The organism is Ensifer sp. Root142 (genome assembly GCF_001426785.1).
GTDB lineage: Bacteria > Pseudomonadota > Alphaproteobacteria > Rhizobiales > Rhizobiaceae > Ensifer > Ensifer canadensis.
The window spans coordinates 224,268-249,713 of record NZ_LMFK01000023.1; the positions used below are offsets into that span (position 1 = coordinate 224,268).

At 61.7% G+C, this 25,446-nt stretch carries 24 protein-coding genes; 4 read left to right on the forward strand and 20 right to left on the reverse strand.

All coding sequences use genetic code 11. The annotated features are described in order from the left end of the window. Positions 1-9 precede the first annotated feature (9 nt). The 3 genes from ASD52_RS22115 to cysG are packed head-to-tail and all read right to left on the reverse strand — an operon-like array spanning position 10 to position 3,480. The gene (locus ASD52_RS22115) at positions 10-1,683 is read right to left on the reverse strand and encodes a nitrite/sulfite reductase (protein ID WP_025426789.1); all 1,674 of its coding nucleotides are present in this window, start codon (positions 1,681-1,683) and stop codon (positions 10-12) included. A gap of 14 nt (positions 1,684-1,697) precedes the next feature. Continuing rightward, positions 1,698-2,012, reverse strand: coding sequence for a DUF2849 domain-containing protein (locus ASD52_RS22120; RefSeq protein ID WP_025426788.1), 315 nt, complete (start codon positions 2,010-2,012; stop codon positions 1,698-1,700). Between the two features lie 10 nt (positions 2,013-2,022). Continuing rightward, positions 2,023-3,480, reverse strand: a complete 1,458-nt coding sequence (cysG, locus tag ASD52_RS22125; protein ID WP_025426787.1) for a siroheme synthase CysG — start codon at positions 3,478-3,480, stop codon at positions 2,023-2,025. 231 nt (positions 3,481-3,711) lie between these two features. On the opposite strand from cysG, the gene ASD52_RS22130 reads away from it, so the two are divergent. Both ASD52_RS22130 and mazG read left to right on the forward strand, forming a co-directional pair. Then, positions 3,712-4,299, forward strand: coding sequence for a nucleoside deaminase (locus ASD52_RS22130; protein ID WP_025426786.1), 588 nt, complete (start codon positions 3,712-3,714; stop codon positions 4,297-4,299). A 4-nt stretch (positions 4,300-4,303) separates the two neighbouring features. After that, entirely contained in the window at positions 4,304-5,137 is an 834-nt protein-coding gene (mazG, locus tag ASD52_RS22135; RefSeq protein ID WP_025426785.1) for a nucleoside triphosphate pyrophosphohydrolase, read from the forward strand. Between the two features lie 26 nt (positions 5,138-5,163). On the opposite strand, the gene hflX is transcribed toward mazG, so the two are convergent. From hflX to dusB, 9 genes are all read right to left on the reverse strand, one after another. Next, positions 5,164-6,489, reverse strand: coding sequence for a GTPase HflX (gene hflX, locus ASD52_RS22140; RefSeq protein WP_057205085.1), 1,326 nt, complete (start codon positions 6,487-6,489; stop codon positions 5,164-5,166). A gap of 78 nt (positions 6,490-6,567) precedes the next feature. Next, positions 6,568-6,810 (reverse strand): RNA chaperone Hfq, encoded by a 243-nt coding sequence (gene hfq / locus ASD52_RS22145; protein WP_003535434.1) that lies wholly within the window; start codon positions 6,808-6,810, stop codon positions 6,568-6,570. A gap of 110 nt (positions 6,811-6,920) precedes the next feature. Next, complete coding sequence (locus tag ASD52_RS22150; protein WP_025426783.1) at positions 6,921-7,784, reverse strand: D-amino-acid transaminase; 864 nt, start codon at positions 7,782-7,784, stop codon at positions 6,921-6,923. Positions 7,785-7,799: 15 nt separating this feature from the next. Next, on the reverse strand, positions 7,800-9,176 hold the full coding sequence (trkA, locus tag ASD52_RS22155) for a Trk system potassium transporter TrkA (protein ID WP_025426782.1): 1,377 nt from the start codon (positions 9,174-9,176) through the stop codon (positions 7,800-7,802). Between the two features lie 52 nt (positions 9,177-9,228). Next, entirely contained in the window at positions 9,229-10,593 is a 1,365-nt protein-coding gene (ntrX, locus tag ASD52_RS22160) for a two-component system response regulator NtrX (protein ID WP_025426781.1), read from the reverse strand. After that, positions 10,583-12,853 (reverse strand): PAS domain-containing sensor histidine kinase, encoded by a 2,271-nt coding sequence (locus ASD52_RS22165; RefSeq protein WP_025426780.1) that lies wholly within the window; start codon positions 12,851-12,853, stop codon positions 10,583-10,585. Before ASD52_RS22165 ends, ntrX begins: the two co-directional genes overlap by 11 nt. A 212-nt stretch (positions 12,854-13,065) precedes the next feature. Then, positions 13,066-14,520, reverse strand: coding sequence for a nitrogen regulation protein NR(I) (gene ntrC, locus ASD52_RS22170; protein ID WP_025426779.1), 1,455 nt, complete (start codon positions 14,518-14,520; stop codon positions 13,066-13,068). Then, the gene (locus ASD52_RS22175; protein WP_025426778.1) at positions 14,517-15,671 is read right to left on the reverse strand and encodes a nitrogen regulation protein NR(II); all 1,155 of its coding nucleotides are present in this window, start codon (positions 15,669-15,671) and stop codon (positions 14,517-14,519) included. The genes ntrC and ASD52_RS22175 overlap by 4 nt, the downstream gene beginning before the upstream one ends. Beyond that, a complete protein-coding gene (dusB, locus tag ASD52_RS22180) occupies positions 15,668-16,696 on the reverse strand; it encodes a tRNA dihydrouridine synthase DusB (RefSeq protein ID WP_025426777.1) in 1,029 nt (342 codons plus the stop codon). Before dusB ends, ASD52_RS22175 begins: the two co-directional genes overlap by 4 nt. 149 nt (positions 16,697-16,845) lie before the next feature. On the opposite strand from dusB, the gene ASD52_RS22185 reads away from it, so the two are divergent. Both ASD52_RS22185 and ASD52_RS22190 read left to right on the forward strand, forming a co-directional pair. Beyond that, the gene (locus ASD52_RS22185) at positions 16,846-18,069 is read left to right on the forward strand and encodes a bifunctional 2-C-methyl-D-erythritol 4-phosphate cytidylyltransferase/2-C-methyl-D-erythritol 2,4-cyclodiphosphate synthase (RefSeq protein ID WP_107027692.1); all 1,224 of its coding nucleotides are present in this window, start codon (positions 16,846-16,848) and stop codon (positions 18,067-18,069) included. Further along, entirely contained in the window at positions 18,056-18,553 is a 498-nt protein-coding gene (locus tag ASD52_RS22190; RefSeq protein WP_025426775.1) for a CinA family protein, read from the forward strand. Before ASD52_RS22185 ends, ASD52_RS22190 begins: the two co-directional genes overlap by 14 nt. On the opposite strand, the gene ASD52_RS22195 is transcribed toward ASD52_RS22190, so the two are convergent. The 8 genes from ASD52_RS22195 to ASD52_RS22230 all read right to left on the reverse strand — a co-directional run bounded on the left by ASD52_RS22195 (position 18,541) and on the right by ASD52_RS22230 (position 25,439). Continuing rightward, entirely contained in the window at positions 18,541-18,990 is a 450-nt protein-coding gene (locus ASD52_RS22195; protein WP_025426774.1) for a type II toxin-antitoxin system RatA family toxin, read from the reverse strand. The two genes, ASD52_RS22190 and ASD52_RS22195, sit on opposite strands and share 13 nt — an antisense overlap. A 9-nt stretch (positions 18,991-18,999) precedes the next feature. Continuing rightward, positions 19,000-19,590 (reverse strand): ATPase AAA, encoded by a 591-nt coding sequence (locus ASD52_RS22200; protein WP_025426773.1) that lies wholly within the window; start codon positions 19,588-19,590, stop codon positions 19,000-19,002. Between the two features lie 316 nt (positions 19,591-19,906). Beyond that, positions 19,907-20,878 (reverse strand): lipoyl synthase, encoded by a 972-nt coding sequence (gene lipA, locus ASD52_RS22205; RefSeq protein WP_025426772.1) that lies wholly within the window; start codon positions 20,876-20,878, stop codon positions 19,907-19,909. A 134-nt stretch (positions 20,879-21,012) separates the two neighbouring features. Then, entirely contained in the window at positions 21,013-21,264 is a 252-nt protein-coding gene (locus ASD52_RS22210; protein WP_025426771.1) for a GlsB/YeaQ/YmgE family stress response membrane protein, read from the reverse strand. Positions 21,265-21,342: 78 nt separating this feature from the next. Then, entirely contained in the window at positions 21,343-22,788 is a 1,446-nt protein-coding gene (gene lpdA, locus ASD52_RS22215; RefSeq protein WP_057214212.1) for a dihydrolipoyl dehydrogenase, read from the reverse strand. An 18-nt stretch (positions 22,789-22,806) separates the two neighbouring features. Next, positions 22,807-23,388 carry a GNAT family N-acetyltransferase gene (locus tag ASD52_RS22220; RefSeq protein WP_057214216.1) on the reverse strand — a complete coding sequence of 194 codons (582 nt, stop codon included), beginning with the start codon at positions 23,386-23,388 and terminating at the stop codon, positions 22,807-22,809. A gap of 1 nt (position 23,389) precedes the next feature. After that, the gene (locus ASD52_RS22225) at positions 23,390-24,031 is read right to left on the reverse strand and encodes an SGNH/GDSL hydrolase family protein (RefSeq protein WP_025426768.1); all 642 of its coding nucleotides are present in this window, start codon (positions 24,029-24,031) and stop codon (positions 23,390-23,392) included. 67 nt (positions 24,032-24,098) lie between these two features. Then, complete coding sequence (locus tag ASD52_RS22230; protein WP_025426767.1) at positions 24,099-25,439, reverse strand: pyruvate dehydrogenase complex dihydrolipoamide acetyltransferase; 1,341 nt, start codon at positions 25,437-25,439, stop codon at positions 24,099-24,101. Positions 25,440-25,446: the final 7 nt, after the last annotated feature.

Here is a 25,446-nt window from a genome sequence, read left to right on the forward strand (position 1 = left end):
CCTTGCGCCTCAAGCGGCTTCCTGTGCGCTGCCGCCGTAGAGCGCGTCCTTGAAGGGTTGCGGGCCGACGCGACGGTACGCTTCGAGGAACGTCTCCGACTTGTCATTGCGCAGCCCGAGATAGGTATCGACGATCGTTTCGATCGCGTCGGTCACCTTTTCCGGTTCGAAACCGCGACCGATGATCTCGCCGATCGACGTGTTCTCGTCGCCGGAGCCGCCGAGCGTGATCTGATAGAGTTCCGCCCCCTTCTTCTCTACGCCGAGCAGGCCGATATGGCCAACGTGGTGATGGCCGCAGGCATTGATGCAGCCGGAGATCTTGATCTTCAGTTCGCCGATCTCAGCCTGACGTTCAGGCGCGCCGAAGCGCGTCGAGATCTCCTGCGCCACCGGGATGGAGCGCGCATTTGCAAGCGCGCAGTAGTCGAGCCCGGGACAGGCAATGATATCGGTGATCAGTCCGGCATTGGCTGTCGCCAGGCCGGCAACGACGAGCGCCCGGTAGATCGGCTCCAGATCAGCCAGAGCCACATGCGGCAGGATCAGGTTCTGCTCGTGGCTGACACGGATCTCGTCGAAGGCATACTCCTCGGCGATGTCTGCAACAGCCTCCATCTGCGCGTCGGTCGCGTCCCCCGGAATGCCGCCGATCGGCTTCAGCGAGATCGTCACCATGCCGTAGTCCGGATGCTTGTGCGGCTGCACGTTCTGGTGAACCCAGCGTGAGAATTCCGGATCGGTCTTCTTCCAGCGCGCCAGACTTTCCCAGCCCTCGGCACGCGGCTCCAGCGCTGGCGGCGCGAAATAGGTGGAGATGGCCTGAATATCAGCTTCTGGAAGCTTCAGCTCCGTATCCTTCAGCGCCGCGAACTCGACCTCGACCTGACGGGAAAGCTCTTCGGCACCGGTTTCGTGGACGAGGATCTTGATGCGCGCCTTGTACTTGTTGTCGCGACGGCCATGCAGGTTGTACACGCGCATGATCGCCGTCGTGTAGGACAGCAGGTCCTCTTCCGGCAGGAAGTCCCGGATCTTCTTGGCAATCATCGGCGTGCGGCCCTGTCCGCCACCGACATAAACGGCAAAGCCGATGCGGCCGTCCTCATCCTTTTTCAGGTGCAGGCCGATGTCGTGCACCTGGATCGCGGCGCGGTCGCGCTCAGCACCTGTGACAGCAATCTTGAACTTGCGCGGCAGGAACGAGAATTCCGGGTGAACGCTCGACCATTGTCTGAGGATTTCGGCATAAGGCCTTGGATCAGCGACTTCATCGGCAGCAGCGCCGGCGAAATGATCGGCCGTCACATTGCGAATGCAATTGCCCGACGTCTGCAACGCGTGCATCTCGACGCTTGCCAGCTCATCCAGGATATCCGGCGTGTCGGAAAGGCGCGGCCAGTTGTACTGGATGTTCTGACGGGTGGTGAAGTGGCCATAGCCGCGGTCATACTTGCGGGCGATGTGGGCGAGCATACGCATCTGGCGGCTGGACAGCGTGCCATAGGGGATCGCAACGCGCAGCATGTAGGCGTGCAACTGCAGGTATACGCCATTCATCAGGCGCAGCGGCTTGAATGCGTCTTCGGCCAACTCGCCACTCAGGCGGCGCTCGACCTGATCGCGGAACTGGTCGACGCGCGAGGAGACGAAGGCATGATCGAATTCATCGTAACGGTACATGTTGTATCGGTTCCTCAGGCAGCAAAGTTCGGGCCGGCAAGGCCATTGTATCCGGCGGCATAGGGGATCGAAGGGCCTTCGGCCCGGATACGCTCGCGCATGCGCAAGGGCCGCAGGGTGCCGTTGACTTCCTCGACGTCGACGACATTGGCATCGACCACCTTGTTGTCGTCGAAGGCAACCTTGCCTGTCGCTTCCAGTGCGGTGACCGCCTCGGCATGGCGGGCGATGAAGGCCTGCTGGAGCGATTCGACCCAGTTGCCCGAGGCATCCAGCCAGACGGATATGCCATCCGAAAGCCGATTTGCCGTCAAAACCTTGTTCACCATGACGTTTCCCTTAGTTCAGAATCTGTTCGCTGCGCTCCGCAGCTTCGATCTTCGTTTGCTTGTTGGTGCGTTTGCCCGCCACCAGAGGCTCGGAACGCTCGAAATTCGCGCCGGCGACAGCGTCACCGATAATGACCATCACCGGGCCGGAAAGTTCCGTGCGGCCCTCTAGGTCCGGCAAGTCCTTCAGCGTGCCATGCATCAGCCGGCGATCGGCACGGCTGGCGTTCTCGATCACAGCCACGGTGGTTTCTGCGGGCAAGCCCGCCTGCATCAAGCGACCGGCAACCGACGCAGCGACAGTGCGGCCCATATAGACGGCGATCGTGGCGCCGGAGACGGCAAGCCGCGCCCAGTCGGGCAGCACTTCACCGGTCAGATCGTGGCCGGTTGTAAAGACCAGTGACGACGCGACGCCGCGCAGGGTCAGCGGCAGTTCGAAATCGGCAGCAGCGGCAAAGGCGGAAGTGATGCCCGGCACGATCTCATAGGTAATGCCCGCATCGCGCAATGCTGCCATCTCTTCGCCAGCACGGCCGTAGACAAGCGGATCGCCGGATTTCAGGCGAACGACGCGCTTGCCCTCACCCGCGAGCTCCACCAGCAGCTGGTTGATCTCGTCCTGCGACTTCGTGTGGCAACCCTTGCGCTTGCCGACGGAGAGCCTTTCCGCATCGCGGCGACCCATATCGACGATCGCCTGCGGCACCAGCGCATCATAGACGATCGCATCGGCTTCCATCATCACGCGCTGCGCCCTGAGCGTCAGCAGGTCTTCGGCGCCCGGACCGGCGCCGACGAGCCAGACGTGGCCCGCGGTGGCATGCGCGGCATCAAGCAGGCGAGAAGCCTCGCGGCGCGCGGCGGCGACATCACCCAGCGCAACCTTGTCCGCAACCGGCCCCTGGAAGAAACGGCGCCAGTACAGGCGGCGCGCAACGCCGCGCGGCACCAGTCGATCGACGGCATCACGATAGCTGGCTGCGAGCGACGCAACGAGCCCCAGCGACGGCGACAGCAGCTGGTCGATCTGTGCCCGGATCATCTGGGCAAGCACCGGGCCGGCGCCTTCGGTGCCGATCGCAACGGCAACTGGTGCGCGATTGACGAGCGCCGGCGTGAAGAAATCGCAGTAGTCGGGCTGGTCGACGGCATTTGCCGGGATTTTCTGTTCGCGTGCAGCAATGACGATCTGGCGATCCTTGGCCGCATTGCCAGTCGCGGCAAACACAAGGATGACGCCTTCAAGCTGGTGCGGAGCGAAGGTATCGCGCACGGTTTCAATCACGCGCTCGCCGAGGTATGCCGCGAAGTCTGCCTCGGGCGCGTCCGCGTAGACGACGATCGAAGCTTCGGTGTTGAGCAGCAACCGCACCTTTGCAAAGGCCTCGTCGCCATTGCCGAACACCGCCACGCGCTTTTGCGCGACGCGAAAGAATGCGGGAAAGACGGAGAGCTGCTGCACCATGTTCTTGCAATCGGTTCCTACTACAGGCTCCGCTGAATATCCCGCATAGCCCACGGCAATTGAAGAAACAGAAATTTCAATGGCTTTCGGGTCACGTATTGTTTTGCTCGGCCATGCAGCATTTTGAGCAAATATCTCCGGAAGGGCCGGCCGGTGGCGCTGTCGGTGGCCATTGCGCCAAAGGGGCAACCTCCGTTAAATGCCGCAACACATCTGCCGGAGACTGAAGACATGACACAATCCGAACTGGCCGAACGGCTGCTCAACGTGATCGAGCAGGACATCCTGCCCCTGACGGAAAAGGGTGTCGCCGCAGGCAACAAGGTGTTCGGCGCCGCGATCCTGCGCAAAACAGACCTTTCTCTCGTTCTCGCCGAGACCAACAACGAGACCGAAAACCCGCTCTGGCACGGTGAAGTGCACACGCTCAAGCGCTTCTACGAGATGGCAGAAAAGCCTGACACGCGCGATCTGATCTTCCTTTCCACGCACGAGCCTTGCTCGATGTGCCTGTCGGCGATCACCTGGGCGGGCTTTGACAATTTCTACTATTTCTTCAGCCACGAAGATTCGCGCGACAGCTTCTCCATTCCGCACGACCTGAAGATCCTGAAGGAAGTGTTCCTGCTTGAACCCGGCGGCTACGCGCAGAACAACGCCTTCTGGACGTCGTCGTCGATCGCAGCGGTCGCAAAGGACGCCGACCAGTCAACGCGAGAGAAGCTTGCGGCCCAGGACGCGCGCATCCGCGAGCGCTATCAGCACCTGTCCGACAGCTACCAGTCGGGCAAAAACGACAACGCCATTCCGTTGAACTGATCCCATGGAACCATCACGCGACATCAAGGGCCTTCTCGACATCATGCAGGCGCTCAGGCAGCCGGAGACCGGCTGCCCCTGGGACGTCGTCCAGACGTTCGAAACGATCAAGCCCTATACGATCGAGGAAGCCTACGAAGTTGCCGACGCAATCGAGCGCGGCGACATGCATGACCTTTGCGACGAGCTGGGCGACCTGCTGCTGCAGGTGGTTTTTCACGCCCGCATGGCCGAAGAGGCCGGCGAATTCGCCTTCGGCGATGTCGTCGAGGCCGTTACGCGCAAGATGATCCGCCGCCACCCGCATGTTTTCGCCCGTTCGGACGCCGACACGCCGGAAACGGTCAAGACCCAGTGGGACAAGATCAAGCAGGCTGAAAAGGCCGAGCGCCAGGCGCGGCGCGCCACACGCGGCCTGCCATCCGACGGCGCTGCCAGTCATCTGGGCTCGATCCAGCGCAGCTTCCCGGCCCTTATCGAGGCGCTGAAGCTTCAGGAGCGCGCCGCCAAAGTCGGTTTCGACTGGTCGGAGCCGGAACCGATCCTCGACAAGATCGAGGAAGAGATCGGCGAGCTGCGCCAAGCGCTGCGGGAAAAGGACCGTGCGAAGGTAGCCGATGAACTCGGCGACCTGATCTTTGCGGTGGTGAATATCGGCCGGCATGTCGGCGCCGACCCTGAAATGGCGCTGCGCGGCACCAACACCAAGTTCCGCCGCCGTTTTGCCCATATCGAGCATGAGCTTGAAGCTCACGGAGAAACGCTCGAGGCGGCAACGCTGGAACGGATGGAAGAACTCTGGCAAGCGGCCAAGGCGATCGAACGGCAATTGGCCTGAGGCGATAGCGCCTCAGGCAGAAGATCTTACCAGTCTTCGGCGACCGGCTTCGGCCCGTTGCCGAGACGCCGCTCCAGGTCCACAGCCTCGTTTTCGGTCAGGCGCAGATCGAGGCTGACCGTGCCGTCCTCGAGATCTTCGCGACCATCGACGATCGCGTGTTCGTAGACCCAGGGCAGAAGCTGCAACTGATCGACGCCGAGAACGACGGTGCACTCTGTCAAGACGCCGGACAGACGACGACCGATCTCGGCAAGCAGCACGTCGACGCCCTCGCCTGTAATCGCCGAGACCGCCACGGTGTTATCAGTGCTTGCAGCCTTGTTCGTCAGGGCTTCGCGCGCTTCCGGCTCAAGCCGGTCGATCTTGTTCCAGACTTCGACAAGCCTCGCTGCCGCTTCCTTCTCGTCGATACCGAGATCAGCAAGGATGCGCAGAACGTCACTTGCCTGCGCCTGATTGTCCGGATCGGAAAGATCGCGCACATGCAGGATCAGGTCGGCTTCGAGCACCTCTTCGAGCGTCGCACGGAAGGCGGCGACAAGATGCGTCGGCAGGTCGGAGATGAAGCCGACTGTGTCGGACAGGATCACCATGCGGCCATGCGGCAGTTTCAACCGCCGCAGCGTCGGGTCGAGCGTTGCAAACAGCATGTCCTCGGCCAGCACGCCGGCTCCGGTCATTCTGTTGAACAGCGTCGATTTGCCGGCGTTGGTGTAGCCGACAAGCGCCACGATCGGGTGCGGAACCTTCTTGCGCTTGGAGCGATGCAATTGCCGGGTGCGGCGAACCTGCTCCAGCTCGCGCTCGAGCTTGACGATGCGGTCCTGCAGCAGGCGCCGGTCGGCCTCGATCTGAGTTTCGCCGGGGCCGCCCATGAAGCCGCCACCACCGCGCTGACGCTCAAGGTGGGTCCAGCTGCGCACGAGCCGGCCCTTCTGATAATTGAGATGCGCCAGATCGACCTGCAGCGTGCCTTCCTTGGTGGAAGCGCGTCGCCCGAAGATTTCAAGGATCAGGCCCGTCCGGTCGATGACCTTGGCGTTCCATTCCTTTTCCAGGTTGCGCTGCTGCACGGGCGTCAGCGGATGGTCAACGATGACGAGGCCGGCATCCTGTTCGACGAGGATGTGGCCAATCTCTTCGATCTTGCCGGTGCCCAACAGCGTCCCCGGCTTTGGCTGAGCCACTGAAACGATGGCGCCATGAACGACGTTCAGGTCGATCGCCCGAGCCAGGCCAGTCGCCTCCTCCAGCCGACTTTCGTCGGTGCGGGTGCTGGTTGCAGAGAGAGTTTCAGCCGCCTGCCTGCCGGTCTTTTTCAGAACCGGCACGATCACGACCGCGCGCATGTCGTCGCGGAGCGTTTCAAGCTCCGGAATGATCGACGACGACTTTGAATCCCGTTTGGTAATGTGCCTAACGTCCCGTCAGGATGCGGCTTCTTCGTTCTCGAACATCTGCAGCGGCTGGCCCGGCATGATGGTCGAGATCGCGTGCTTGTAGACGAGCTGCGAATGACCATCGCGGCGCAACAACACACAGAAATTGTCAAAAGACGTGACGACGCCCGTCAATTTGACGCCATTGATAAGAAAAATTGTCAGAGAAATCTTCTGTTTGCGGACCGTATTGAGAAAAAGATCCTGCAAGTTCTGAGAACGTTCCGCCATCGCGCCGATTCTTTCTTATTTGCCGACGTCTCGCGCCGGTGCATTTTGTCTATTTTTTCAATCAGAGGCGTCACAAGTACGCTTCCCCCGACACCTCTGTCAGTTTGGTATCAAATCAATGTCTTTTCCGCAACGCCGAAAAAGGCTTCACGAATATTCTGTGCTATGCTTCCCGGATGACCGTTGCCGATCGGTTTGCCGTCGATGGAAACGACCGGAAAACAGATGCTCGTGGCGGCAGTGATGAAGACTTCGCGGGCTGCGAGCATGTCGTCGACGGTGAATGCTCTTTCCTCGATCCTGATGCCAAGAGGTGCTGCGACGTCCATCAGGGTCGTGCGGGTGATGCCTCTCAGGATACCGTGATCGGCCGGGCGCGTGCGCAGCACGCCGTCGCGATCGACGATCCAGACGTTGGTGGCGGCGCCCTCTTTCACCGTACCATCGGGGTCGACGAAGATCGCCTCGTGGGCGCCCTCCTCCTTGGCCCTCTGGCGGGCAAGCACGTTCGGCAACAAGCCGACCGACTTGATGTCGACGCGATCCCAGCGGTTCTCCGGAACCGTGATCGCGGAGATGCCTTCGGCATTTTTCCTGGCGATCACTGCGGCATCGGTGCGTTTCGCCGTCACCACGATGGTCGGCACAGTACCCTTTGCCGGAAACACGTGATCGCGGCGCGCGGTACCACGCGTCACCTGCATGTAGAACAGGCCGTTTCGCACCCGGTTGCGGCGCAGCACCTCGCGGATAACGTGGATCAGCGCGGCTCGGCTCATCGGCCAATCGATGCGAAGTTCGCTTAAGGATCTGCTGAGGCGGTCGAGATGCCGGGTCAGATCGACGATGAAGCCATGACGGATCTCGCAGACTTCGTAGACCCCGTCGGCGAACTGGTAGCCGCGGTCTTCGATGTGGATGGCAGCATCGGCGTGCGGCACGTAGGCGCCGTTGACATAGGCAATTCTCGGCATGGCTTTTGTTTGACCTCAGAAGAACTGGATGCTGACGCGGAAAAGCTGCTCGACATGGCGCACCGAATCGGCAGACGCAAAGAGCACCACGCGGTCCTTGGCCTTGATCTTGGTGTCACCGTGCGGGCGAATGAATGTCTGGTCCCGGTAGAGGGCGCCGATGCGGATGCCGTCGGGCAGATCCAGCTCGCGTAGCGCCTTGCCGACCAGCGGCGACGTCTCCAGCGCTTCTGCTTCGATCACTTCCGCCATCCCCTTCTGGACGGCATAGACCGAGCGGATGCGCCCCTTGCGCACATGCTGGAGAACGCGCGAGATCGTGACCGCACGCGGGTTGATATAGGCATCAACGCCGGCGGTTCCCGCGAAGTCCTGGTAGGACGGCTCGTTGATCAGGACGAGTGTCGATTTGGCACCGAGGCGTTTTGCCATCATGCTGCCGAGGATATTGATCTGGTCGTTGTTGGTCAGCGCCACGACCAGGTCTGCGTCCTGCACGTCGGCCTGCATCAGGATGCGCTGATCCATCGCCGAACCGTTGAGGACGACCGTGTTGCTGAGCTTGTCAGCCATCATCACGGCTCGGTCGCGGTCGCTTTCGATCAGCTTGACGCGGGTTCTCGGCTGGTTTTCCTCGATCGCCTTGGCGACGAAATAGCCGATATTGCCGCCGCCGAGGATGACGATACGACGCGCTTCCTGTTCTTCGTGGCCGAACAGAGACAGTGTCCGGCGCGCATGATCCCGGTCGCAGACAACATAGGCAAGGTCGCCGGTCTGCAATTGATCCGTCGAATGCGGCACGATCAGCTTGCCGTTGCGGAAGATGCCGGTCACGGTTGCCTGCAGATCGGGAAACAGCTCGCTCAGCTGCTGCAGCGGCGTGTCGACGACCGGGCAGTCTTCCATGCACTCGATCGCCACCATGGCAATACGGTCGTCGGCAAAGCGCACAACATCCGTAGCGCCGGGGAACGAAATGCGCCGAAGCACCAATCGCCCGACTTCGACCTCGGGCGAAATGGTCACATCGATCGGGACGTTCTCGCGGGAGAACAGGTTGGCGTATTCCGGCGCCAGATAATTCTGCGCTCTGATACGGGCGACCTTGGTCGGCACGCTGAAGATCGCATGCGCCACTTCGCAGGCGACGATGTTGACTTCGTCGAACAGCGTGACCGCAATCAGCATGTCGGCCTGGTCGGCACCGGCTTTTGCCAGCACATCCGGATGGGCGCCGTGTCCAACATAGCCGCGCACATCGAGGCTTTCGGTAATGTTGGCAATCAACGCCGCCGAGGTGTCGATCACCGAGACGTCATTGTCTTCCTGAGCAAGCCGTTCGGCGATGCCGTAGCCGACCTGCCCCGCACCACAAATGATCACCTTCATGTCGTTGTTTCACCCAGGAACAGGCGGCCACCAGCCGGAAGAAGTTTACCGCTCAAACGCCCAGCGACTTTAGCTTGCGATGAAGCGCCGACCGCTCCATTCCAACGAATTCGGCGGTGCGGGAAATATTGCCGCCGAATCGGTTGATCTGAGCGATCAGATAATCGCGCTCGAACATTTCGCGAGCCTCGCGCAGCGGCAGCGTCATGATGTGCTGGTCGCCCTGCGCGGAGATCTTCGGCAAGGTATCGCCAACCTCGGTCGGCAGCATGTCGGCCGAGATCGGCGTGTCAGGACCGTCGCTGCGGGCAAGGATCATCAGGCGCTCGATATTGTTGCGCAGCTGGCGAATGTTGCCCGGCCAGTCGTGGGCCTGCAGCACGGCAAGCGCATCGTCGCCGATCTTGCGCGGGCGAATGCCCGCCTGCTCGCTGACCTGGCGCATGAACATATCGACGAGAAACGGAATGTCCTCACGGCGCTCGGCCAGCGCCGGCACCCGCACGGGGATGACCGCGAGCCGGTGGAAGAGATCTTCGCGGAAAAGACCTTCGGAGATCATATTTTCGAGGTTGTAGGCTGTCGAGGAGATGATGCGGACATCGACCTTGACGCGCTTGGTGCCGCCGACCCGTTCGAACTGCTGATCGACGAGAACACGCAGGATCTTGTTTTGCGTTTCACGCGGCATTTCGCCGACCTCGTCGAGATAGAGGATGCCGCCATGTGCCTCTTCGAGCGCACCCGTTCTGCGCGGCTGCCCCGGCGTTCCCTCGGTTCCGAAAAGCGCGATCTCCATCCTGTCGGGTGTGATCGCCGCAGCGTTCAACGCCACGAACGGCCCGGTCGAGCGTGTCGACTTGCGGTGGATCATGCGCGCCACCAGCTCCTTGCCGGAGCCGGACGGTCCCTGGATCATGATGCGGCTGTTGGTCGGCGCGACCTTTTCGACGGTCTGCCGGAGTTGCGAAACGGCAACGGAGGTACCGATCAGCTCGACCGGGTCGCCCGACTTCTTCTTCAGCTCCGAGACTTCGCGCTTCAGCTTGGAGTTCTCGAGCGCGCGCTCGGCGATCAGGATCAGACGGTCGGCCTTGAACGGCTTCTCGATGAAATCATAGGCGCCGCGCTTGATGGCGTTGACGGCCGTCTCGATGTTGCCGTGACCCGAGATCATGACAACAGGCAAATCGGGATGGCGTCCCTTGATCTCGTCGAGCAAAGCGAGGCCGTCGAGGCGGCTGCCCTGCATCCAGATATCGAGAAAGACGAGCCGCGGCACGCGGTCGCTGATCGCTGCGAGCGCACTGTCGCTGTCGAAAGCCGTTCGGGTCTCGTGCCCCTCGTCGGACAAGATGCCGGATACGATCTCGCGAATGTCTTCCTCATCGTCCACAACCAGAATGTCAGCGGCCATCGCTCGTACCCTTACCCTTCAAAGTGTCTTCGCCCCCGGCTTCTCCGGCGGGCGGCAGGATCACGCGGATCATTGCTCCGACGCCGCCATCGAAATCGGCCGGTGCGTCGTGCAATTCCAGTTGTCCGCCATGGTCCTCAATGATCTTCTTGACGATGGCGAGGCCAAGGCCCGTGCCCTTCTCGCGCATCGTCATATACGGTTCTAAAATTCTATGCCGGTTCTCGGTCGGCAGGCCTTTGCCATTGTCGATGACATCGACGACAAACCGGCCGCTGGTTCCGTCCCGTTGGCTCCGTACGTGCACTTTCGGCTCGCCACGGACAGCGTCCGTCGGCACCGCTTCGATCGACTCCACGGCATTCTTGACGATATTGCCGAAAGCCTGGCCGAGCATGCGGCCATCGAACATGCCCTCAAGCGGCTCGTTGCCAAAATCGCGAATGAAGCTGATGTGGTTGTTGCCCATTTCGCGCAGGAAGACCGCGTCCTTCAGGATGGCGCGCAGATCCACCTTCTCCTTCGTCGGCTTCGGCATGCGGGCAAAGGCAGAAAACTCGTCGACCATTCGGCCGATATCCTCGACCTGCCTGACAATCGTGTCGGTGCATTGATCGAAGACGACCCTGTCTTCCTGGTCGATCTGCTTGCCGTAGCGACGCTTCAGACGTTCGGCAGAAAGCTGGATCGGCGTCAGCGGGTTCTTGATTTCATGTGCGATGCGGCGCGCGACATCGGCCCAGGCGGTCGAGCGCTGTGCGATTACGAGATCTGTGATGTCGTCGATGGTGATGACGTAGGATTCGTTTGCCTCGCCGCCCTCTTCACGCGTCACCTGGACGTTCAGCGTGCGCTCGGTTCCGCCGCGCATGATGTTGATCTGCTTGCGGAAGTTGTTGCGGTACCGGCTTTCAGCTTCGACCAGCACTTCCTCGATCTCAGGCGCAACCGCGCGCAGATCGGCACCGAGCAGATCCGGCGCTGTCTTTTTCAGAAACTCTTCTGAAGAAGAGTTGGCAATGGTGATCTGCCGATCGCGGCCGACGCCGATGACAGCTGCCGTCACGCCTGAAAGCACGGCCTCGATGAACCGCCGCCGATGATCGACCTCATCCTTGGCCTCCAGAATCTGCTCCTGCTGGGTGCGGATTTCGGAGACCATCTTGTTGAACGTGCGCGAAAGATTGCCGACGTCGCCGTCGACGGCACGCACCGGCACCACGACGTCGAGATTGCCCGAGGCAACGCTGTCGGCGGCGCCGATCAGTTGCCGGATCGGCCGAACGATACGGTCGGCAACCGCGATTGCCGTCCAGATCGCCGCCAGCAGCACGATCAGCGCAAAGCCGATGTAGAGAACGCCGAAGGCGATCTGCGTGAAGGCGCGGCCCGCCTCTAGGGTCTTATATTCGGCGGTGTTTTCTTCCATCAGCCGCAGCGAACGCATCACTTCCGGATCGACGTTACGAACGGTGTAGAGATAGGTGCCGGGAATGTCGTCAAGCGGGATCACCGCCCCCACCAGGTTGGTAATCCCTGGTGGTATCAATGTCGGCTGGCCGGAAACCGAGCTTTTCAGCGCGTCCGGCGGGATGGCCGGCAAGGGCTTCTCCGTCGAGATATTGGCCTGGAGAATGGCGCTACCATCGGCACGGACGAGGAAGGCGCCAAGCATGCCGCGGCCCCTCGCCTGGCGCGTCACCAGCTCGGTAAAGCCGGTTCGGTCGAGGCTGTAGAGTTGCCGATTGCGCTCCAGATCGTTCGCCATCGACACGGTCTGGCCCTGCAGATAGCTGGCATTTTCCAGCACATAGGCTTGGGCGACGCTGATCGACGAGCGAACGATCGCTTGCGTCCGCAGCGAGAACCAGCGGTCAAGGCCGACATCCAGCGTTATGCTGGCGAAGATCGCGACCAGAATGGCAGGCGTGATGGCGACGATCGAAAACAGCGCGACGATGCGCACGTGAAGCCGTGCGGCAGCGCGGCCCTTGCGACGCGCGCGAAGCAATCTGAGGATCTCGCGAACGATGAGGTAGATCAGGCCGATCACGAACAGGCCGTTGATCGCCGCGCAGGCGATGAAGACGTTGCGCTCCAGTCTGATCGGCGTCAGCCCAAGCAAAACGAGCAGCGACAGGGTTGCGCAGACCAGGGCACCGATCGCCAGCATGAGGCCCGGCAGGGCAAAGGACGCGCGGCGGTCCTGCGCCGCGACTCCGTCATCTGTCCCCAGCGGCAAGGCCATTGCGTCCACCATATAAAGACATTCCCCCAACCGACGCCCGTGGGCACCGGCAATTCTCACTCACATTCCGGGTCAAGGTATTGACCGGACCGTCAATCGGGGCTGTTGCGCATGAGCCACAGCTCCAACGGCCAGGCAAAGCAGCGCAACACCGCTCGACTCGGCGGTCATAACACGTTCAAGCAACGTATTGTGGCGAAAATGCAACGGTGGCTGTGACCAAGTCAAGCCGTGCGTGAACTGCGATAGACTGACACGCCGAGTTCGCGGATCTTCTTGCGCAGCGTGTTGCGGTTGAGCCCGAGCAGATCGGCCGCCTTGATCTGGTTTCCGCGCGTCGCCGTCAAAGCCGCAAGAATCAGCGGATACTCCATCTCGGCAAGCACACGCTCGTAAAGACCGCTCGGTGGAAGCGCGTCACCGAAGCCGGCGAAATATTGCCGCATGTTCTCCTCGACCGCCTGCGAGATCGAAAGGGAACCGCTGCGCGCCTGTGTTTTTCCAATCGGACTGTCGGGGATCTCCGAGCGCAACTCGTTTTCGATGATTTCCCGCGTGATGACGTCCTGCGGGTAAAGCGCAGTCAGTCGGCGCACGAGGTTTTCGAGCTCGCGCACGTTGCCCGGCCACGGATGCGCCTTCATCAGTTCGAGCGCTTCCTGATCGAAACGCTTGACGTCCAGACCTTCCTTCTCGGCCTGCTGCACGAAGTGGCGCACAAGATCGGGAATGTCTTCCGCGCGGTCGCGCAGCGGCGGCAGGCGCAGCGGCACCACATTCAACCGATAGTACAGGTCCTCGCGGAAGAGACCTTGGTTGATCGACTGCTTCAGGTCCTTGTTGGTTGCCGCGACGATGCGCACATCGGAGCGGATCGGCGTGCGACCGCCAACCGTCGTGTACTCGCCCTGTTGCAGCACACGCAGCAACCGCGTCTGTGCGTCCATCGGCATGTCACCGATTTCGTCGAGGAACAGCGTGCCGCCTTCGGCCTGCTCGAAACGACCGGTCGAACGCGTCTGGGCGCCGGTGAAGGCGCCCTTTTCGTGACCGAACAATTCCGATTCGATCAGATCGCGCGGGATTGCCGCCATATTGATCGCAACGAAGGGGCCGTTGCGGCGCTTGCCGTAGTCATGCAGTGCGCGTGCCACCAGTTCCTTGCCCGTGCCGGATTCGCCGGTGATCATCAGCGTCAGATCGGTCTGCATCAGGCGGGCGAGAACCCGGTAGATTTCCTGCATCGCTGCCGAGCGACCGACGAGCGGCATGCCATCCTGCGAATCGTCGTCGACCTTGGACGGGCGGCGCTTCGGTTCGGCCAGCGCCCGACCGATGATGCCGATCAGCTCGGTCAGGTCAAAGGGCTTCGGCAGATAATCATAGGCGCCTTTTTCGGAGGCCTTGATCGCCGTCATGAACGTGTTCTGCGCGCTCATGACAAGAACCGGCAGATCGGGACGCGCCTTCTTGATGCGCGGCAGCAGATCGAATGCATTCTCGTCGGGCATGACAACGTCGGTGACGACAAGATCACCATCGCCGGCGGAAATCCAGCGCCAGAGCGTGGCCGCATTCGACGTGATCCGGACATCGTAGCCGGCGCGGCTCAGCGCCTGATTGAGCACGGTGCGAATGGCTGCGTCGTCATCCGCGACGAGGATGGTGGCACCCGTCATGCAATGTTTCCTTTTGTCATAGGCAGTTCGTCTTCGTCCGCCGCCTGCCCCTTGGAGGCCGGCATCAGGACGCGGAAAGTCGTGCGGTTCTGCTGGCTGTCGCATTCGACGATGCCGCCATGGCCGCCGATGATTTTGGCGACGAGCGCCAGTCCGAGGCCCGAACCATTGGTCTTGGTCGTAATGAACGGATCGAACAGATGCGGCAGCAAGTCAGAAGGAACGCCGGGACCATTGTCATGCACGCAGAATTCGAGCGGCAGCGAGATTTTTTCTCGGGTGCCCGCGACCGAAAGCCGGATACCGGGCCTGTAGGCGGTCGTCAGCATGATCTCGCCTTCGTGGCGATCACCGATCGCTTCCGCTGCGTTCTTGACGAGATTGAGAAACACCTGCACGAGCTGGTCGCGGTTGGCAAAGACCGACGGAAGCGATGGATCGTAATTCTCCGTCACCTTGATCCGGCGCGCAAAGCCCGCCTTGGCGATCGCCTTCACATGATCGAGCACCGAGTGAATGTTGAGCGGCACGCGATCGACGGGTCTCTCGTCGGAAAACACTTCCATCCGATCGACCAGCGAGACGATCCGGTCGGTCTCGTCGCAGATCAACCGCGTCAGCGCCCGATCCTCGTCGTTGACGGAAGTCTCAAGCAATTGCGCGGCCCCTCGAATGCCGGAAAGCGGGTTCTTGATCTCGTGCGCCAACATCGAGGCAAGGCCGGTGACCGACCGCGCCGCCGTCCGATGTGTCAGCTGGCGATCGATCTTGTCGGCCATCGACCGCTCCTGGAAGACGACCACGACGGAGCCGGGCTCCGAAATGACTGGCGCCACATAGAGATCAACCAGCTTGTCGGCGCCCAGCCGCGGCGAACTGAGATCGACGCGATACTCGTTGACCGGGGCCCTGCGCTCGCGCACCTGCTCGATCAACGTCAGAAGTGGGCTGCCAAACGGAATGAAGGCGCTGATATCGTGCCGGGCCAGATGATTGGCGCTGGCACCGAAAAAGGACTCCGCTTCCCAGTTGGCGAAGGCGACGAGACCGTTCTCATCGACAAGGATCACCGGATTTTGAATGGCATTCAGCACCGCCATCGACAGCCCGTTGGCAGCAGCCAAGGCTTCCGGATTGGGTTTTTCGGTCATGCGGCGATCCCTTCGCCAGAGAAGGTCGCAAGCGAACTTTGAATTGCATCGGATGCGCGCGCGGCGACTGATCTGGCATCGGTCGATGTCAGGATCGCCCCCTTCTCTGCCCCGGCAAGATCAGGTGCGAAACGGTCGAGATACCAGCCGACATGCTTGCGTGCATGCCTCAGGCCCGTGTCGGCACCGTAAAATTCGAGCATCATCTCATAGTGCTCCACGAAAATGTCGGCGATCTCAGCCTGGTCGGGATGGCTTGACGCGCCAGCGAGAACGCCGACATGCCAAGGACGGCCCTGCGAAGACCGCCCGGCCATGACGGCGTCGGCGCCGGAGCGCCTGAGGATCTCTTCGGCATCCGCCACCGTATCGACGTCGCCATTGGCAACCAGCGGCACGGAAATGACCTCGCGCACGGCGCGGATCGCATCCCAATCGGCCCTGCCGGTGTAGAACTGCATCCGGGTGCGGCCGTGCACGGTAATCGCCTGGACACCGGCCTCCTGCGCCCTTCTTGCAATCAGCGGCGCATTGATCGAGTTTTCGTCCCAGCCAAGCCGCATCTTCAGCGTGACCGGTACATCCACGGCGTTGACCGTTGCCTCGACCAGGGACAGAGCATGGTCAGGATCGCGCATCAGCGCCGAGCCGGAATAGCCACCCGTCACCTTCTTTGCCGGGCAGCCCATGTTGATATCGATGACGTCGGCGCCATTAGCGGCAGCGATTTTTGCCGCCTCGGCCATCCAATGGGCCTCACGTCCGGCAAGCTGAACAATATGCGGCTTGATGCCGGAGTTCTTCAGCCTGGCCCAGGATTCCGACGCGTTGCCGACCAGTTCGCGGCTCGCCACCATTTCCGTCACGACGAACCCTGCGCCGAAGCGCCAGGCAAAGGTGCGGAATGGCAGGTCCGTGACGCCAGACATCGGGGCGAGCGCCACCCGGTTGCGGATTTCGATATTCCCGATCCGAAGCGGTGTTGACAGAGCCGGAGCTGGCAAATGCATATCTTTCAGGCACATGTTGTTCTTGCACTATTTTTAGACATTGTTCTTTGGCTTGCCAAGCGATTTCGATGCGTCGGGCAAATTTCCCTGCTCGGCTGGCAAAGCACGGACCTTCGCGGTACATCACGGCGAAGATTGGCGAAATCCGGGACCACATACAGAAGATGCAGCCTGAAGAACAGCTTTCCTGCGGCGTCGTGATTGTTGCAGCAGGGCGCGGCGAGCGCGCGGGACAGTCGGCCGAAGGGCCGAAGCAGTACCGCACCATCGGCGACAAGCCCGTTATCGCCCATACGCTTGACACTTTCGCGACATGGCCGGGGACCGGCCCGATCGTGGTTGTCATCCACCCCGATGACGAGGATCTGCTGGCAGCGGCACGCAGGCGATCGCTGGCGCGCGAGTTGATCGTGGTCCACGGCGGCGCAACGCGACAGCAATCGGTTCTCGCAGGCCTTGAAGCCGTAGCGGCAACCGGCTCACGCAACGTGATGATTCACGACGCCGTGCGCCCCTTTGCCGACCACGCCCTGCTGTCGCGCTGTGCCGATGCGCTGACAAGGGGAGCGCGTGCCGTGCTGCCGGCGCTTGCCGTTTCCGATACGCTCAAGCGCGCCGATGCCGCCGGCATGGTGACCGAAACCGTTCCGCGCAATCACCTTCATGCGGCACAGACACCGCAGACCTTCGACCTCAAGACCATCCTCGACGCCCACCGAGCCGCAGCGACAAGCGGCCGCACAGATTTCACCGACGACGCGTCAATCGCCGAATGGGCGGGGATCCCTGTTACCCTCGTCGAAGGCACGGTCGACAACGTCAAGCTCACACTGAAAAGGGACATCGCCATGGCCGACGAAAAACTCAAGCGACATCTGATTCCGGACGTTCGCACCGGCAATGGCTATGACGTACACCAGCTGGTCGAAGGTGATGGCGTTACGCTTTGTGGCGTCCTTATTCCGCACACCAAGAAGCTCTCCGGCCATTCCGATGCCGACGTTGCCTTGCACGCGCTCACAGATGCGCTGCTTGCTACCTGCGGTGCCGGTGATATCGGCGATCACTTCCCGCCGTCCGACCCGCAGTGGAAGGGTGCCGCATCGCGCATCTTCCTCGAACATGCGGCAAACATTGTGCGTCAGCGCGGCGGCACGATCACCAATGCCGATATTTCGCTGATTGCCGAGGCCCCGAAAGTCGGGCCGCATCGCCAGGCGATGCGGGAGAACCTTGCCGACATGCTCGGCATCGATCTTGACCGCTGCTCGGTCAAGGCGACGACGAACGAGCGGCTCGGTTTCATCGGCCGCGACGAGGGTATCGCCGCAATCGCGACCGCAACCGTTGTCTACACCGGAGGGGGAGCCCATGATGTGGCCGAATGACATTCAGGCGACGGCCGGCAAAATCATTGCCGATTTCACCGCGCGCGGTCTCAAGGTGGCAACCGCCGAATCCTGCACGGGAGGCCTGATTGCCGGGGCACTGACGGAAATTTCCGGATCATCCGCCGTCGTCGACCGCGGTTTCGTCACCTACTCCAACGACGCCAAGATCCAGATGCTCGGTGTCGATCCGGCAACGCTCGCAGCGCACGGCGCAGTTTCAAGGCAGACCGCCATCGAAATGGCGCGCGGCGCGGTTGCGCGCTCCGAGGCAGACTTTGCCGTTGCCGTGACCGGCATTGCCGGCCCGGGCGGCGGATCGATGGAAAAGCCTGTTGGCCTGGTCCATCTGTCAGCAACCGGCCGCAACGGCGCAGCCCTCCACCGCGAGATGCGCTACGGCGATATCGGCCGCGACGCCGTGCGGTTGGCAACCATCCGAACGGCGCTCGAGATGCTGACCGAGGTCGCTCAGACGGCGTAGATCTTGTCGGCGCGCTTCTCGAAGGCGTCGGAGAACATGCGGAAGGCACGGTCGAACATCGAGCCCATCAAGGCGCCGAGAATGCGGCTCTTGAACTCATAGTCGATGTAGAAATGCACGATCGACTGCCCCTCACCCGCTGGCTCGAAGCGCCAGCGATTGTCGAGATATTTGAACGGACCGTCGATATATTTGACCTCGATCTGGCGCTCGGCCTTGTTGAGCAGCACCTGCGTCGTAAAGGTCTCGCGGATCGCCTTGTAGCCGACGGTCATGTCAGCCAGCAGCAGGATTTTGCCATCCCTTTCCTTGCGTGAGCGCACGGTCAGCGCCTCACAGAGCGGCAGGAATTCCGGATAGTGTTCGACATCAGCGACGAGATCGAACATCTGGTCGGCCGTGTGCTTGACGACATGGTTTGTTTCAAAGTGCGGCATAGAAGGGAGTTAAGCGGGCACGCCGAGAAGATCAAGGAGCCTCTGCATCTGGCGCCGCGATTTCAACTGCAGAACCGGCACATGCGGGCCGTGCTGGGCAAGGCCTGCGACGATACGCGGCGAGAATTTGTCCTCGAAGGTCCAGATGAATTCGAGGAACTGCCAATCGACCTTCTCGATGCAGCCCGGCGCCATTTCCGGGCGGGCGCGGCCGAGATATTTCAGCCAGCGGGTGACGACGCCCCAGACACAGAGAAGCCGCGGCATCCGCACCCAGACCACGATATCGCTTCTCGGCACGCGGACATCGAAGGTCGAAGGATTGGTGCCATCCATGATCCAGCGATCGTCGGCGATCCTCTCGACGATGCGTCGGCGCTGTTCGGCCCGATCGCGTTGGACCCAGCCAGGCAACCACAGAATATCGCGATCAATGGAGATGTAGGTAAGGTCGAAATGCCGAGCCAGCTTCTGCGAAAGCGTCGACTTGCCACCACCGGAGCATCCGACCACGAGGATACGCCTGGCATTGCGGATATGACCGGCAGCAACGGCATCGTCGACGTCGTTCACGTTCCCAGGCGCTACTGGCTGATCCATCGACAAACTCCGCCAAACAATCCCGGTCTAGGGTCGGTTGGAAAATCATCGTTGTCACGATCGAAACCTGACGATCGATCAGATGATCGGCACCCGGCATAGGCTCTTCAAAAGAAAAGCGGCGTCTTGGTTCGACAAATATCGAACCATCAGCATTCCAATCAAGGAAGAGAGAACAGCCGATACGCGATCGGCCAAAAATTCGCAAGTTTCGCGCGCAATCGGGAAATTATGCACATCGCCCGAGATGAGTAACCGTCAAACGAAAACTCCGGCACTGGGGCCGGAGTTCCTGTTGTTTCGAAGTGCCTCGGTTCTACCCGGCAGCAGCCGCCAACTTCTTTTCGCGCGCTGCCCGCAGGCGGGCGAAGTCGTCGCCGGCATGGTGCGACGAGCGGGTCAGCGGGCTCGAGGCGACCATGAGGAAGCCCTTGGTATAGGCGACCGTCTCGTAGGACTTGAATTCCTCCGGGGTGACGAACTTCTCGACCTTGTGGTGCTTGCGGGTCGGCTGCAGGTATTGGCCGATGGTCATGAAATCGACGTCGGCGGTGCGCAGGTCGTCCATCAGCTGCAGCACTTCGTTGCGCTCTTCGCCGAGGCCGACCATGATGCCGGACTTGGTGAACATCGTTGGATCGAGCTCCTTGACGCGCTGAAGCAAGCGGATGGAGTGGAAGTATCGGGCGCCCGGACGGACGGTGAGATAGTTGCCCGGTACGGTTTCCATGTTGTGGTTGAACACATCAGGCTTGGCGGCGACGACGCGCTCCAGTGCGCCAGGCTTCTTCAGGAAGTCGGGCGTCAGGATTTCGATGGTGGTCTGCGGCGAAGCGGCGCGGATCGCCCAGATCACCTTCTCGAAATGTTCGGCGCCACCGTCGGCCAGGTCGTCGCGGTCGACGGAGGTAATGACGACGTGGGAGAGGCCCATCTGCTTGACGGCCTTGGCGACGTTCTCGGGTTCGGCCATGTCGAGCGCATTCGGCTTGCCGGTCGAGACATTGCAGAAAGCGCAGGCGCGGGTACAGATCTCGCCCATGATCATGAAGGTGGCGTGCTTCTTGTCCCAGCACTCGCCGATGTTGGGGCAGCCGGCTTCTTCACAGACCGTGACGAGATTGTGCGAACGCACCAGCTCGCGCGTCTCCTGATAGCCCTTGGAGGTCGGCGCCTTGACGCGGATCCATTCCGGCTTGCGCAGCATTTCGGTATCGGGCTTGTGGGCCTTTTCCGGATGGCGGACGCGTTGCGCCCCTTCAGAGACGGCATCGAATACCGTTACCATACTGTCTTCCTCGTCGCGGCGGCTGCGGCTTGGTGCCGGCAGACCCTTTTTCGATCTATATAGATGGCTCGACGAGAAATGTCAGGCCACCTTTTTCTGGATAGCCCGATCGCTGACGCAGGAAGCGTCGCAGGCTATCGTTTGACAGCGCGGCCGACGGCAATCAGCAGGCAGGCGCCGATAAAGCCGAAGACCAGATAGGCAAGCCAGCCGGAAAAAGCCATGCCGAAGGCTGCCAGAATGATATTCGACACCACCGCGCCGATGATGCCGAGCGCTATGTTCATGAACAGCCCGACATCGCTGTTCATGAACTTCTCCGCAAGCCATCCGGCAAAACCGCCGATGATGATCGCAGCCAGGATGCCGACGCCGTTTACAGCCATGGTGATCTCCGTGCATTGAGGACAAGGTCGCGTCATCAATGCGGGATCGCGCCAAAAGTTCCGGCGACGGCCGGTCCATCAGGCGTTCAGCGCACGCCCATAGGCATCGAGCACGCTTTCCTTCATCGTCTCCGAAATCGTCGGATGCGGGAAGATCGTGTGCATCAGGTCTTCTTCTGTCGTCTCCAGGTTCATCGCGACGACGAAACCCTGGATGAGTTCGGTCACCTCGGCGCCGACCATGTGCGCGCCCAGCAACTCGCCGGTCTTCTTGTCAAAGATGGTCTTGACCATGCCCTGATCTTCGCCAAGGGCAATCGCCTTGCCGTTGGCGACGAAGGGAAAGCGACCGACGCGGATATCGCGGCCCTCGGCCTTTGCCTTGGCTTCGGTGAGACCGACCGAGGCGACCTGCGGGTGGCAATAGGTGCAGCCCGGGATCTTCAGCTTGTCCATCGGGTGGACATTCGGCAAGCCTGCGATCTTCTCCACGCAGATGACGGCCTCGTGCTCGGCCTTGTGGGCGAGCATCGGCGGGCCGGCAACGTCGCCGATCGCGTAGACGCCGGGAACATTGGTCCTGCCGTAGCCATCGATGATGATGCAGCTGCGGTCGGTCTTGATACCAAGCGTTTCGAGACCAAGGTTCTCGATATTGCCCTGAACGCCGACGGCGGAGATCATCCGGTCGGCGGTGATCTTTTCGACCTTGCCGTCCTTCATCTCGACATGGGCGGTGACCGAGTTCGCGCCCTTATCGACCTTCGTCACCTTGGCCTCAAGGTGGATCTTCATGCCCTGCTTTTCGAACTGCTTCTTGGCGATGGCGGAGATCTCGGCGTCTTCGACCGGCATCACGGTCGGCATGACCTCGACCACGGTCACGTCGACACCCATGGTGCGGTAGAACGAAGCGAATTCGATGCCGATCGCGCCCGAGCCCATGACAAGCAGCGACTTCGGCATTTCCTCCGGCTTCATCGCCTCGAAATAGGTCCAGACCAGCTTACCATCGGGCTCGATGCCCGGCAGGGCCCGCGGGCGGGCGCCGGTGGCGATGATGATGTGCTTGGCAGTATAGGTGCCCTCGCCCTTGGTGTTCTTCGGCAGCGGCGCCTGCGGCTGAACGATCGCCTTCGTCGTCTTGCCGACGACGATCTCGCCGGGCTTGGTCAGCTTGGCCTCGCCCCAGATGACGTCAACCTTGTTCTTCTTCATGAGGAAGCCGACGCCGCCGTTCATGCGCTCGGCAATGCCGCGCGAGCGGGCAACGATCGCCTTCAGATCGGGCGTCACCGCACCTTCGATCTTGATGCCGTAGCTGCCCGGATGCTGGGCATAGTGCAGCACTTCGGCCGAGCGAAGCAGCGCCTTGGTCGGAATGCAGCCCCAGTTGGAGCAGATGCCAGCCAAATGCTCGCGCTCGACGACCGCAGTCTTGAGGCCCAACTGCGCCGCACGAATAGCGGCGATATAGCCTCCCGGACCCGAACCGATGACGATGACGTCGTAATTCTCAGCCATGTGTTTCCTGCCTTTGTCTCAAGCGACCTTGCGGGTGAAGAGCACCCAGTCGTGTTTTCTGCTACCTTCGAAGAGCGGCACGGCCTCGGTCCGAGCCGCCTCCTCGAAGCCGTTTGCCCTGTAGAGTGTCTGCGCCCTGTCATTGTGGCTTTCGGTGATCAGGCTCACCGGCGCCGAGCCGGCGCGTGCAATTTCATGTGCAAGCAGTCTGCGTCCGATGCCGCGGCCGCGCCGATGGCGGTAAACGCCGAGGCTATCGATGAACCAGTGGCCGACCACAGGCCGCTGCAGCGCCAGCAGGGGTTCGAGCACAGCATGCTTCGCTTCGATTTCCGCCACCGAAGCGTCGATACCGTAGCCGATCGATACCCCCGCGATTTCATCATCGAGGTCGGCAACGACCGCATCCCGCCAGTTTCCAGGGCCGACATCCTCGCGCAGCTTGTTGCGCCCGCGCTCGAAAGCCGTATCGGTCGCCCCGCCAAGAACCGCGCCAGACCAGAGCCAGGCGGCAAAGCCTTGCGAGGCGATGTCGACGAGAACGGCGAGTTCTGCCGCCTCGTTTCGTTCCGCCGGTCTGATGGTGACGTCGTCCGTCATCTCAGACACCGAGCATCATCCGGACGACCGGCTCGAGGCCCCGGCCGATCGCGTGGGTGTTTTCAGCGTCCAGATGCACGCCATCGAGCGGCGTTGTCCTTGCAACCGATCCCGCATCGAAGAACCCGCAATCGAGTTCGTCTGCAAGGTCGCGGTAGAGCGGCGCCAGCATCGCCGACTGCTCGATGCCGTCGGCGAACATCGCCGCGAACGCACTGTTTGCCGTCTCGCAAAGCTGCGGCGGCGAAACGATCAGGATTTCGGGGCCTTCCGCCGTTTCGACCGGCCAATCGTGACGACGCACGAGATTGACCAGGCGCTCGATACCCTTGACCGCGCCGAAAGCCGTGCCGTGAATGATCGGCTTCATATCGTTGGAGCCGAGCAGAATGACCATCAGATCGAGCGGCGCATGACTGTGAAGGACGGTAGGCAGCATCCGCGCGCCGTTGCGGTCGCAATCGGCGAGGTGATCGTCATAGGCGGTCGTGCGTCCATTCAACCCTTCGGCAACAACATGAACGTCCGGCCCGAGCGCCTTCTGCAACACGTTCGGCCAACGGTCTGCGAGTGCATGACGGCCCGGGCCGGACGCGTCATAGCCCCATGTCAGACTGTCACCGTAGCAGAGAAGTGTTTTCATCGTCCGGGCCCGCCTTCGGCGTTGCGATCAAGGAACGGACCGGCCCGAGGGCCGGTCCTTGTCCACATCAGACCAGCATGCCCATCGGGTTTTCGATGTAGCGCTTGAAGGCTCCGAGCAGTTCGGCGCCGAGCGCGCCATCGACGCAACGATGGTCGGTCGAAAGCGTGACCGTCATCACAGTGGCGATGACCATCTGCTTGTTCTTGACGACGACGCGTTCCTCGCCCGCACCGACCGCAAGGATCGTGGCGTGCGGCGGGTTGACGACGGCGGCGAAGTCCTTGACGCCCATCATGCCCATGTTGGAGACCGCCGTCGTGCCGCCCTGATATTCCTCGGGCTTCAGCTTGCGGTCCTTGGCGCGCTTGCCGAGGTCCTTCATCTCGTTGGAGATGGCAGACAGGCTCTTCAGCTCCGCCTGGCGAACGATCGGCGTGATCAGGCCGCCCGGGATGGACACGGCGACGCCGACGTCGGCATGCTTGTGCTTGACCATGTTGCTGTCGGTCCAGGACACGTTGGCATCCGGAACGTCACGCAGAGCCAGCGCCAGCGCCTTGATCACCATGTCGTTGACCGAGAGCTTGTAGACCGGCTTGCCGTCCTTTTCCGGAGCGGCAGCATTGAGCTGGGCCCTGAGCGCCAGAAGCGTATCCAGTTCGCAATCGAGCGAGACGTAGAAGTGCGGGATCGTCTGCTTGGATTCGACGAGCCGCTTGGCGATCGTCTTGCGCATGCCGTCATGTGGCACGAGCTCGTAGGAGCCGGGCTCGAACAGTTTGAGTACGGCGTCTTCCGACATGCCCTTGGCAAGCGGCGCGGCAGCGGGAGCTGCAGCACCTGCTGCTGGTGCAGCGGCCGGCTTCGCGCCGCCACCGGCAACAGCAGTCTCGACGTCCTTCTTGATCACGCGGCCATGCGGGCCGGAGCCGGCGATCGCCGAGAGATCGATGCCGGCATCCTTGGCAAGACGACGCGCTAGCGGCGACGAGAACACGCGACTGCCGGATTCCGTCTTGGCCGCCTGCGGCGCTGCCGCCACCGGCTGAGTTGCAGCGGGCGCCGGAGCGCTGGCCGCTGCCGGCGCGGGCGCTTCCTTCGTTTCGGCCGCGACCGGTGCCGCTGCACCGTTGCCGCCCTTGGCGGCCGCGGCGACATCTTCGCCGTCGGCTGCAAGGACCGCAATCAGCGCATTGACCTTGACGCCTTCGGTGCCGGCGGGAACGACGATCTTGGCAACGGTGCCTTCATCGACGGCCTCGACTTCCATCGTCGCCTTGTCCGTCTCGATCTCGGCGATCACGTCGCCGGACTTGACCTTATCGCCTTCCTTGACCAGCCACTTGGCCAGATTGCCTTCTTCCATCGTCGGAGAGAGGGCAGGCATTGTGATGTTGATAGGCATCGAAGGG

What these genes read in the sequence shown, in the direction of transcription:
- ASD52_RS22150 (WP_025426783.1), bottom strand. Translation starts at nt 7,784, where the DNA reads ATGCCGAGAATTGCCTATGTCAACGGCGCCTACGTGCCGCACGCCGAT.
- mazG (WP_025426785.1), top strand. Translation starts at nt 4,304, where the DNA reads ATGGAACCATCACGCGACATCAAGGGCCTTCTCGACATCATGCAGGCG.
- trkA (WP_025426782.1), bottom strand. Translation starts at nt 9,176, where the DNA reads ATGAAGGTGATCATTTGTGGTGCGGGGCAGGTCGGCTACGGCATCGCC.
- ntrX (WP_025426781.1), bottom strand. Translation starts at nt 10,593, where the DNA reads ATGGCCGCTGACATTCTGGTTGTGGACGATGAGGAAGACATTCGCGAG.
- ASD52_RS22230 (WP_025426767.1), bottom strand. Translation starts at nt 25,439, where the DNA reads ATGCCTATCAACATCACAATGCCTGCCCTCTCTCCGACGATGGAAGAA.
- ASD52_RS22200 (WP_025426773.1), bottom strand. Translation starts at nt 19,590, where the DNA reads ATGGATCAGCCAGTAGCGCCTGGGAACGTGAACGACGTCGACGATGCC.
- ASD52_RS22210 (WP_025426771.1), bottom strand. Translation starts at nt 21,264, where the DNA reads ATGGCTGTAAACGGCGTCGGCATCCTGGCTGCGATCATCATCGGCGGT.
- ASD52_RS22225 (WP_025426768.1), bottom strand. Translation starts at nt 24,031, where the DNA reads ATGAAAACACTTCTCTGCTACGGTGACAGTCTGACATGGGGCTATGAC.
- ASD52_RS22185 (WP_107027692.1), top strand. Translation starts at nt 16,846, where the DNA reads ATGCAGCCTGAAGAACAGCTTTCCTGCGGCGTCGTGATTGTTGCAGCA.
- ntrC (WP_025426779.1), bottom strand. Translation starts at nt 14,520, where the DNA reads ATGACGGGTGCCACCATCCTCGTCGCGGATGACGACGCAGCCATTCGC.
- hfq (WP_003535434.1), bottom strand. Translation starts at nt 6,810, where the DNA reads ATGGCGGAACGTTCTCAGAACTTGCAGGATCTTTTTCTCAATACGGTC.
- ASD52_RS22220 (WP_057214216.1), bottom strand. Translation starts at nt 23,388, where the DNA reads ATGACGGACGACGTCACCATCAGACCGGCGGAACGAAACGAGGCGGCA.
- lpdA (WP_057214212.1), bottom strand. Translation starts at nt 22,788, where the DNA reads ATGGCTGAGAATTACGACGTCATCGTCATCGGTTCGGGTCCGGGAGGC.
- ASD52_RS22175 (WP_025426778.1), bottom strand. Translation starts at nt 15,671, where the DNA reads ATGACCGAAAAACCCAATCCGGAAGCCTTGGCTGCTGCCAACGGGCTG.
- ASD52_RS22115 (WP_025426789.1), bottom strand. Translation starts at nt 1,683, where the DNA reads ATGTACCGTTACGATGAATTCGATCATGCCTTCGTCTCCTCGCGCGTC.
- ASD52_RS22130 (WP_025426786.1), top strand. Translation starts at nt 3,712, where the DNA reads ATGACACAATCCGAACTGGCCGAACGGCTGCTCAACGTGATCGAGCAG.
- lipA (WP_025426772.1), bottom strand. Translation starts at nt 20,878, where the DNA reads ATGGTAACGGTATTCGATGCCGTCTCTGAAGGGGCGCAACGCGTCCGC.
- ASD52_RS22195 (WP_025426774.1), bottom strand. Translation starts at nt 18,990, where the DNA reads ATGCCGCACTTTGAAACAAACCATGTCGTCAAGCACACGGCCGACCAG.
- ASD52_RS22120 (WP_025426788.1), bottom strand. Translation starts at nt 2,012, where the DNA reads ATGGTGAACAAGGTTTTGACGGCAAATCGGCTTTCGGATGGCATATCC.
- dusB (WP_025426777.1), bottom strand. Translation starts at nt 16,696, where the DNA reads ATGTGCCTGAAAGATATGCATTTGCCAGCTCCGGCTCTGTCAACACCG.
- ASD52_RS22165 (WP_025426780.1), bottom strand. Translation starts at nt 12,853, where the DNA reads ATGGTGGACGCAATGGCCTTGCCGCTGGGGACAGATGACGGAGTCGCG.
- ASD52_RS22190 (WP_025426775.1), top strand. Translation starts at nt 18,056, where the DNA reads ATGTGGCCGAATGACATTCAGGCGACGGCCGGCAAAATCATTGCCGAT.
- hflX (WP_057205085.1), bottom strand. Translation starts at nt 6,489, where the DNA reads ATGCGCGCGGTCGTGATCGTGCCGGTTCTGAAAAAGACCGGCAGGCAG.
- cysG (WP_025426787.1), bottom strand. Translation starts at nt 3,480, where the DNA reads ATGGTGCAGCAGCTCTCCGTCTTTCCCGCATTCTTTCGCGTCGCGCAA.